Consider the following 8,543-nt stretch of genomic DNA (forward strand, 5'->3'; position numbering starts at 1 on the left):
TAATGAAAATATTTTCATACCTCGTTCCATAAAAATATATTTTAATTTATTCTTCTATAGGTTGCAGGGAGGTCCTGAATGTTCGCCGGTAATCGCTGGGCGATACATTCATGTGCCGTAAGAAGGTGCGTCGCATGGAGATCAGGCCGCCCAGTCCGCATTTGGTGGCTATCTGGTCAATGCTCAGGTCGCTGTCTTCGAGGTAGCGCCGCGCCACTTCTACCCGTACTTTCTCTACGAATTTGGCTGGTGTAATGCCGGTCTCTTTCTGAAATACGCGGGCAAAATTTCGAACGCTCATATTGCTGTGCTCCGCCAGGTGTTGTATGCTCAGGTCTTCACCGAGGTGCCTGATCATCCAGCTGTATAGTTTTCCGCCGATAGAATTTTCAAGCCGATGTATTTCCAGCACTTTACTGAATTGTGACTGGTAACCCGGCCGCTTCAGATGCAGGATCAACTTGCGTGCAACCTGCAGGGCCAGTTCGCGGCCATGGTCTTCTTCTACCAGTGCCAGGGAAAGGTCAATGCCCGATGCCACGCCGCCCGACGTATATACATTGGTATCACGTGTAAAGAAAGGGTCAGTATCTACTTTTACCTGTGGATAGCGTTGTTGAAACTGCTGGCTGTATTCCCAATGCGTAGTGGCCTGCTTGCCATCGAGGATGCCGGCTTCTGCCAGTGCATAGGCGCCCACGCAAATGGAAGCAATGCGATTAACTTTCGGATAAACGCCTTTCAGCCATTGAAAAAATCGGTCGCCGTTTTCGAGCAGCGGCCAGGAAAATCCGGCAATGATCACCGTATCGATAGGCCGGTTGATCGTATTTACTGTGACCGCACAGTTTAGTTCCACACCACTCTTGGTGCTGATCTTTTTGGTGTTTACGGGAGAAGCAAGCAGAATGTCGTAACCGCCGTTTCCGTTGACCTGTTTGTCTGCTGCTGCGAATACATCGCAGGGGCCGGCAACGTCAAGGAGGAAGATCCCCGGCATTGGTACAACCACTACGAGTTTCTTTTTTGCCTTTGCCATGGTGTAAATGTAGCATGAATACACCATGGCGCAAATGACATATTTTATACAATTCCGGCCATCGGGGGAAAACGGGTTATTTCAGGTGGATAAAAATATAAGTAAGAATTTTTATTAGAACGGCAGATTACGCGTCTATTGCCAGGATCTAATTCAACAACAAAGCCCTTCTGCCAGTTGGCGGGGGCTTTCCATTATATTTTAATAAACTCTACACGCCGGTTATTGGCTTTGCCTGCCGGATTATCGTTTTTATCTATCGGTTCGCTTTCGCCTTTTCCATCGGTTTCCATCCGTGTTTCCGTGATCCCGAACTCGCTGGCCAGGGATGTTTTTACAGCGGCGGCCCTGCGTTTTGACAGATCAAGGTTGGCGGCATCGTTTCCATCGGCATCGGTATGGCCAACAATTTTCACTTTCAGTTCAGGAAATTCTTTAAGAATGCCTGCCATTTCTTTTAAGGTGCCGTAAGATTCAGGTTTAATTTTATCGCTGTTTACGTCGAATAAAATTCCATGGGTCACCCATTTGTTCTGGTTAAGGAATTTATTACGGGTATCCGGCGCACCCACAGCCAGGCGAAGGTTACCGATGAAATGTTTTACAGTTTCTTCAGCATAACTGACAGAGAAAACAATGGCGTTTAATTTGGCATCTTTAGAAATGGCTTTTGGTACATCCCATATTTTTTGCTCGTTTACATATACCCGAACTCTTTCCTTTTGCCGCCAGATAGAAATGTGTGCCGGATTGTTATGATCATTCAACATAGGGGCTTCGGAATTATTTTGAATATCAGTGTTTGAATTCTTTCTTCCAGCGAACCGGGTGCCGCCAGTTTCGGTACCCGTATTGGCTGTGTTCAACTCAATAGTAAACTGGTTGGTTGAATTTGGATAGTATTGTGGCTGGTTAACGTTTTCCAATTCTGCAATGCAAATGGTAAAGCCGGCGCCATTAATGGGGATACCATGCAGCAGATCAAATTCAAACGTAAAATCTTCAGGGAATGGCGCCGGGAATTCCGGTATAAAAACGCCGTGTTTGGTAAACCATAACCAGCGCCCCGGTTTGCCTTCAACAGTAATAATTTCAGCAGAGGCATTGGTATTCCATGCTGCGGGAAAATCACCAATATTACCCGTAGAAAAATCTTCGTAGCCGATCACTTTTTCGCCCGGAATAAAATCGAACTTGCTGTATGTTTTAAATGAAGCCGGTTCCTCCTTTTTAGTGGTGGTGCTGGTTTCTTCGTTTTTTGTTTCCGGAGTTGTATTGGGTGTTTTATCCGCGGTAGCATTGTCTATTTTTTTATTTACTTTTTCTTTTGCTTTATCCAATATTTTTTTGGGGAACTGCGCTTGTATTACAACGGTAATAACAAGGAAGGAGATGAGCAGTAGTAGTTGTCTCATATAAAGCGATTTGTTCAATACCGGCGGCGCCAGTTTGATGTTAGGGATAAAAGCAGGGTGCAGTGTATGTAATGATGATAGGAAAAAGCCGGAATTGGATATAGCGAATGATAGGGAAGGGGAATTTTGTATGGGGGGTACCGGGCGGCAAGGATCGTTTGTGTAATAAAATTAGGATAATTTGTTGGAAGCGGGCGTGCTAAATAATAATAAAGCCCTTCCGGTTATACCGAAAGGGCTTGTGTTCAAGCTCCTTTAAAGAGGCAGTGCGATCATCTATGTTTACCTTTCTTTGCAACGAAATCCTGCAAGTATACACAGGCAGTAGAAAATGTTTCTTTATCCTTATCGTTCATTTTGGCCGAGGTGCCACCCTCTATCCAATGGCTGCCAATTAAAAGAGACTCCGACCAACCATCGTCGACTGCGCCTATACTCATGTCAGACTTTATTTTATTCACTTTCAACTCCTGCATCTTTTTTAATATTTCTGCACGGCCGGCTTCTGTCATCGCGAACGCACCTGTTTTGGGTGCTTTCATTCCTGGTTGTATGGTGTACTTACACGAATCATAGGTAAATATTATTTGGGTCCTGCTTCCATCCATACTTCCGCTAAAAGAATAACTGATCGTAAGCTCTTTATTCCAGGTTTTGGGCAAATTAAACTGATTAATAGAGCGCATAGCTGTATTTGGATTGAGATTTAAAACAATCAGCAGAAAGGGTACAAGAAAACTGGTCATAAAATGTTGTTTTTAATTGTAGTAATAAGAAGATGCGGCCATTGGCTGAATTACATAAATACGTGTCTTTGTGTTTGAAACATGATTTCAAGGTTTTGAATTTCAGTTATTTATGGCCGCTGCTTGTTATGTGCCTGACAGCAACTTCAAAACCATTTGTTATCTTTGCCTGATAGTTATTCTAAATAAGCCCAGTACTCATGATAAAACTAATCGTTACAGATCTTGATGGTACCCTTCTTACTGATAACCATGAAGTTCCAGACCGTTTTTGGGAAATAACGCACCGCCTCTTTAAAAAGGGAATAAAGCTGGGTATAGCCACGGGCCGACCGCATTTTAGCATCACTGAAAAATTTCAGTCAATAGTGAGCCAGCTATATTGCATCTCAGATAATGGAAGTCTTATTGTACATGGTGAAACGGAGCTCCTTTCTAAATCATTACCGCCGCATGAAATAGAAGCGTTGGTAATGGCAGCACGTTCTGTTGACAATGCCTGGCCAATACTTTGTGGTAGAGATCAATGGTACCTCGAAAATTCTGACGATGCGCTTATGAAAGCTGTTTTAGCCTACCATAGTAATTTCAGGATTGTGGATGACCTTACAAAAGTAGATGAAGCTGTTTTGAAGATGACTGTTTATGATCTTGCAGGTTCCGAACAAAATAGTTGCCCGCAGTATAAAGATTTTGAAAACAGGCTAAAGGTGGCTATGGGTGGTGCAAAATGGCTCGACATTACCCGTACTGATGTTAACAAGGGAGAAGCTGTGCAGATCTTACAATCATTACATGGTATAAGTGCCGATGAAACGCTGGTATTTGGCGATTTTATGAATGACTATGAAATGATGAAAACAGCAACGTACAGTTATGCTATGAAGAATGCAAATCCGAAATTGATTGAAGCCGCGAATTTTATTACCGACAAGGATAATAATGAAGCGGGGGCGCTCGATGTTATCGAAGCTTTGTGTTTTAATTCATAGCCGGGAATGCCTGTCAGCATCAAATATGAAAGATTTTTTTAAATGATCTTATGCTTTCATTCCTGCATAATTTGCCCGATGCGTTTTTTTGCAGGCTCTGTTTCTTATCTGATATTGATATAAAATGTATTGAAATTAATGGTACTAACAGGTACTATCATGTATAACCGCAATTCACATGTAAACTATTCTGATGCACGAAATGTTAACATAGAAGCGGTTACTTTTCTACTTGTGTATAACTCCGTACCCGAAGCCAGCAGGCAGCCATAAAATACCCACATAATTTTCATGAGCATCAGTGAGGTTTTCAAAAAAATTACTTAATTATGTGAGACATATTTGTTTTTAAACCTTATCACATGAAAAATATCTGTACATCATCTTATCAAAGTGGTTGCTTATTCTCCTTTCACCAATTATCGGATCTTTCAACATGGCATGAGTAGCTATGTACCTGCAGTTCGATAATATTGCCCGCAACAGCACTTCACATAACCCATCAACCTTTTATCGATCTAAAGCTAACGCCGTAGAATAGCCCTTATTTATTTTTTTACCAACGTCAGATAAACTCCGGATTTCTCTGACAGGTATACCTATGTGTCTACAGTAATGCGCATGCTGTGGGCAAAAGGAGTCTTGTTTCCTGGAAAACACCTATTGCTAACCTTTAAAAAACAGTAACACGATGATTACCCGAAGATCACTTTGTGGTTTATTTTGTTCGCTTGTACTGGGCACGCAACTAAGCGCCCAACAGTCCGAACAGGATTTCAGCGGCTATTTTGCCGAGGCTTATCGCCTGTATCCCAGCATTCCCAAAGGTGTGCTGGAAGCCACTGCTTATTCGGCTTCGCACATGAACAACCTTGCTCCTCAAACAGATGGTGATGGTGACGAGGTTGGCATGCCGCAACGCTTTGGCATTTTTGGTTTAATTGAAGATGGTAAAGGTTATTTTAAAAACAACCTTACCGCAGTTTGTTCGCTGAGTGGTATTACGCCCGAACGATTTAAAAAAGATGTGCACCTGCAAATTCTGGCTGTAGCAAAATTCCTTAACAGGGAAGCAGGCGTGCAAAGCCTGGCCGCCAACAGCACGCCGGAAAGTTTTTCGGTAGCGCTGGATAGGCTCTCTGAAATTCCCGACGATGGCAGCGCTATTAACAAATATGCGCATTCGTTGTACACTTATGACGTTTTCCATCACCTGCAGAAAGGTTTTACGTCGCCCGGCATAAAACTGCCGGCACGCAGTGTACAGTTCGAAAAAATTTACCCTGCAAAAACGTTGCGTTTATTACGCACGCCCGGTGTACAGGTAAATGTTGACCAGGGCCGTATAGCGGCCGATGACGCTGCATTATCTACAGAACCAACCAGTGAAGCCAACGGCATTAGTGATGTGGCTGCAGCGCAGGGTCCTGATTATCCTTCAGCTAAATGGGACCAGGCCAGCACCAGCAACTTTACTGTAGGCCGTGGGGGCGCTGCCATAACGAATGTGGTTGTACATACCACCGAAGGGAGTTATTCGGGCACCATCTCATGGTTTAATAATCCCAGCGCCAAAGTCTCGGCCCATTATGTAATTCGTTCATCTGACGGACAGGTTACCCAAATGGTACGGGAAAAAGACAAGGCCTGGCATGTATTAAACCATAATGGCTACACCATCGGTATAGAACACGAAGGTTATGTAGCAAATGGCAATACCTGGTATACCACTGCCATGTACAAAAGCTCGGCTGCCCTGGTACGTGATATTTGCCGCGGAAGGAATATCGATGGCAAAAAATGCTTTCGCGGACCCGCTACTGCAGGCACCAATCCTCAGCCTGTAACTGTGCGTATAAAAGGTCATCAGCATTACAGCGGAAATACGCATACTGACCCCGGTAAATATTGGAACTGGACAAAATATGCGAACCTGATCAGTCCGCCTTCAGTGGCTGCAGCGTTACCAGAAAGCGCCGATGATGAGGTAACTGCTGAGCCAGCGCCTTCCCAGTCAGCCAAAGCTGATGGCGCCCTGAAGATAACGCCCAACCCGGTTACCGGAAGTTCAGTTACAATTGAATACATGTTGCAGAATGCATCGCAACCAGCAAACATTGTAATAGCCAACAACTATGGCAATGTAGCGCAGCAACGTTCGGTGGTTCTGCAACATGGGATCAACCGGCTTACCATACCTGTTAGCAACTTAAAGACCGGTGTGTACAATATAACCATTCGCCTAAGTACAACCGGCAAATCGGAAAGCAGACAGTTAATTGTTGTTAAGTAGGGTCTGATCGATGGTAAATAAAATAAAATGTTCTTATTAATAAGGAAGACGAACCAGGTAGGCCGGGAGTGATAACAATAGGAGAGACAGAGACGGTTCGTTTTAGATCTCCTGGCCTTCCCTGATTTCGTCTTTGCGTATTGACTATAATTATAACTATACACTATGCTTAAAACGCGATTATTATTATTTGCAATACTACTCCTGTTTGGTCGTTTGCAGGCGCAGCAACCAACAGGTTCAGGAGCGGGCAGCAGTGCCAACATTACATTTGTTGTTAGAAATGAAAGCACCGGTTTTGCGGTACCCGGCGCCGTTGTACAGGTAACAGCCCCTAATGGTAAAACCAGTAAATTAACCACTGCTGCAAATGGCAAACTGTTATTTACAGCGGTAAATGGGAAGTATTTATTTACTATTACGGCAAACGGATATGACCCCATTGAAACATACTTCGCTTCAGGAGAAGAAACGAACATTGAAGCGAATATAAACCTTGACCCGGTGGGTAACAATGCGCCTCCCGTTTCGGAACAACAACTTCGTACCAATGTAAACCAGGCCATCATTAGTGGTTATGTTAGAGATGCCGCCGCCAACCAACCACTGGCAGGTGTACAGGCGAGCGCCGGTGGTAAAACAGTTATCACTGATAGCAAAGGTTTTTTTAGTATTCAGTTATCTGCTGCATCAACAATTGCTGATGGGGCCGTTCCTGAAAAAGCAACGATCCGCTTTACCAAAGCGGGATATGCGCCGCACAGTATTCAGAATTTTTATCTGATCCCAGATACGTATACCCTGAAAGTGGCCATGTCGCCTGCAAACAACGTTCGTGCACAACAGGTAACAGAAGAAACAGAAATACAGGAGCATGGCTTATTCGACAGAAAAGAAACAGACGAACAACTTCGGTATAACGAAACAGCTGAACCACAGGCAAGGGTTGAAGGCATTATGGCGATCACTGTACCTGCAAGCATACGGGTGGGCACCCATTGCAGTTGCACCAGCTGCAGTTCAGTACAGGTAATGAGCCTTGAGAAATATGTTCAAACGGGGTTGAATGATGAATGGATAGCGAGCTGGGGAGCTGCGTCACTGCGGGCGGGCGCGGTTGCCTACCGTTCATATGGAGCCTATTATGTAAAGCATCCGGTTAAAAGCAATTTTGATATTGCTGCCACAACCTGCAATCAGGTGTGGGACGGTGATGGGTCTTCCAGCTGCACCAGTGCAGCCAATGCTACAGCCAAAGTTGTATTGATAAAAAGCGGTGCTATTTACAGAGCAGAATACTCCGCCGAAAATAACAACGCCGGTTGCGGCAATGGATATAGCGGAACACGAACTACGTGGCCATGCATCAAAGACGAACGTTGTGCAGGCAGAGCTACCAGTGGTCATGGCCGTGGTATGTGTCAGTGGGGCTCCAGCTTTTGGGCCAGAGATAAAACCTATACCTGGATCTTAAATCACTACTACCAACCCGGCGGGGTATCTATTCAAACACCAGCTTCGGTTGCAACCACCACTGAATTTGAAGAGAAAGAAGGAAGCGCCAGTGATGATCGTACAACGGATGCCAATGGCGCATTGAAAGTGACCCCCAACCCGGTTACGGGAAGCTCAGTTACTATTGAATATAAGCTTGATGTTGTATCGCAACCAGCCAGCATTGTGGTAACGAACAACTATGGCAATGTGGTACAGCAACGTTCAGTCATATTGCAACAAGGAGTCAACCGCCTTACTATACCTACTGGTGGTTTTAAAACCGGTATTTACAATATCACCATTCGCCTCAGCGCAACTGGTAAATCGAAAAGCAGTAAGCTGATCGTAGTTAAATAGATTAAGCGAATGATAAGATCCCGATTATTTCGGGACCCGCCGCTAAATAATAAGGCCTCCCGATTTGCATCGGGAGGCCTTTGTGCCCAGGACAAAATTATTTTCAATGATCTTTTATTGGTGGTCTTATTCAAAGGCCCTTGTCCCGCCAGGGGCGGGACGGCTTTATTATTTGTGGATCAGGTTGAAATTTTGGGGGATTTA

General features: G+C 44.4%; 6 protein-coding genes. 3 read left to right on the plus strand and 3 right to left on the minus strand.

The genetic code is table 11. The annotated features are described in order from the left end of the window. Nucleotides 1–46: 46 nt before the first annotated feature. The 3 genes from A3860_RS21155 to A3860_RS21165 form a co-directional block, all read right to left on the minus strand. Entirely contained in the window at nucleotides 47–1,039 is a 993-nt protein-coding gene (locus A3860_RS21155) for a GlxA family transcriptional regulator (RefSeq protein ID WP_245843583.1), read from the minus strand. A 194-nt stretch (nucleotides 1,040–1,233) separates the two neighbouring features. Next, nucleotides 1,234–2,454 carry an OmpA family protein gene (locus tag A3860_RS21160; protein WP_081149477.1) on the minus strand — a complete coding sequence of 407 codons (1,221 nt, stop codon included), beginning with the start codon at nucleotides 2,452–2,454 and terminating at the stop codon, nucleotides 1,234–1,236. Between the two features lie 272 nt (nucleotides 2,455–2,726). Continuing rightward, nucleotides 2,727–3,200, minus strand: coding sequence for a hypothetical protein (locus A3860_RS21165; protein ID WP_081149480.1), 474 nt, complete (start codon nucleotides 3,198–3,200; stop codon nucleotides 2,727–2,729). Between the two features lie 200 nt (nucleotides 3,201–3,400). On the opposite strand from A3860_RS21165, the gene A3860_RS21170 reads away from it, so the two are divergent. The 3 genes from A3860_RS21170 to A3860_RS21180 all read left to right on the plus strand — a co-directional run bounded on the left by A3860_RS21170 (nucleotide 3,401) and on the right by A3860_RS21180 (nucleotide 8,339). After that, nucleotides 3,401–4,192 (plus strand): HAD family hydrolase, encoded by a 792-nt coding sequence (locus tag A3860_RS21170; protein WP_081149482.1) that lies wholly within the window; start codon nucleotides 3,401–3,403, stop codon nucleotides 4,190–4,192. Nucleotides 4,193–4,883: 691 nt separating this feature from the next. Beyond that, nucleotides 4,884–6,485 (plus strand): N-acetylmuramoyl-L-alanine amidase, encoded by a 1,602-nt coding sequence (locus A3860_RS21175; RefSeq protein ID WP_216823480.1) that lies wholly within the window; start codon nucleotides 4,884–4,886, stop codon nucleotides 6,483–6,485. Nucleotides 6,486–6,650: 165 nt separating this feature from the next. Continuing rightward, on the plus strand, nucleotides 6,651–8,339 hold the full coding sequence (locus A3860_RS21180; protein WP_081149484.1) for a SpoIID/LytB domain-containing protein: 1,689 nt from the start codon (nucleotides 6,651–6,653) through the stop codon (nucleotides 8,337–8,339). The last annotated feature ends 204 nt before the right edge of the window (nucleotides 8,340–8,543 follow it).

The sequence above is a fragment of the Niastella vici genome (genome assembly GCF_002077945.1).
GTDB classification, from domain to species: domain Bacteria; phylum Bacteroidota; class Bacteroidia; order Chitinophagales; family Chitinophagaceae; genus Niastella; species Niastella vici.